1 protein-coding gene is annotated in these 1,085 nt (G+C 62.3%); it reads left to right on the top strand.

Annotation, left to right across the window (positions count from 1 at the left end):
- On the top strand, positions 1-465 hold a 465-nt coding region (locus AC1DJT_RS36870; RefSeq protein WP_476836081.1), incomplete at its 5' end, for a TCP-1/cpn60 chaperonin family protein.
- Positions 466-1,085: the final 620 nt, after the last annotated feature.

The following is a 1,085-nucleotide window of genomic DNA, read 5'->3' as shown; positions in this document are numbered from 1 at the left end:
AAGAAGGACCGCGTCGACGATGCCCTGAACGCGACCCGCGCTGCGGTMGAAGAAGGCATCCTGCCGGGTGGCGGCGTGGCGCTCCTGCGCGCGCTCCAGACCGTCAAGTCGATCAAGACCCAGAACGACGACCAGAAGACCGGCATCGAGATCGTCCGCAAGGCGATCATGGCCCCGGCCAAGCAGATCGTGGACAACGCCGGTGATGACGGCGCAGTCGTGGTCGGCAAGCTGCTCGAGTCGAAGGACTACGCCTACGGCTACAATGCCCAGACCGGTGAGTACGGCGATCTGGTCAAGGCCGGCATTATCGACCCGACCAAGGTCGTGCGCACGGCGATCCAGGACGCGGCTTCGATCGCCGGCCTGCTGATCACCACCGAAGCGATGATCGCCGAGCTGCCGAAGAAGGACGCCATGCCGGCTATGCCGGGCGGCGGCGGCATGGGCGGCATGGACTTCTGATCGTCCAAGTCTCTCTACGTCTCCAAGGAAGGCCCGGCGCAAGCCGGGCCTTTTTCTTATAGGCAGCGAAAGGCTTCTGCTTTCTATCGAACGAGCTTGATCGCTCGGTGGACCGTGGCCGGAACACGTAGACCGTGCCGGAGATCTCATCGGCGCCGACGTCCACTCCGTCAGTTGCGATGACCCCAACTCGGGCGCGACATGCCGCCTGAGCCAGCCGCGCGGACGCATCACCCGCCACCATTGCCCCCGCAGGTTAGCTGGCGTCGGTTTTACTCCAGTGGACACCGTCGCAACTACCTCGAAGCTGGGTTTGGCTGAGAAGAACAAGTATCTGGCTGCTGTTCGCATGGGTCTGCGGGCAACGGTTAGATAACATTCCGGCATCCCTGCTTCTTGCGGAGCAGCCATCGGGCCGCCTAGGCTGGGGAAGTGGGAGGGGAAGCTCTATTCGACGCGGGTCAGGATCAATCGCGGCCGTGGTAGCCGGGAATTGATCGCGGCCTTTGAGGTCTCAGAGCTTCCCCTCTCCATTTTGGTTCTTGGATTACCGTGGCTTTGCTCAGTCGCCGGCAACTTCTATTTATTAATCTCGTGCTCGCCATTGCCCTGTTCGGGCC

Source organism: Allobosea sp. 05T422_2, from assembly GCF_056396265.1.
Note: the sequence above shows the minus strand (reverse complement) of the source record. Positions and strands in the feature narration are given on the sequence as shown.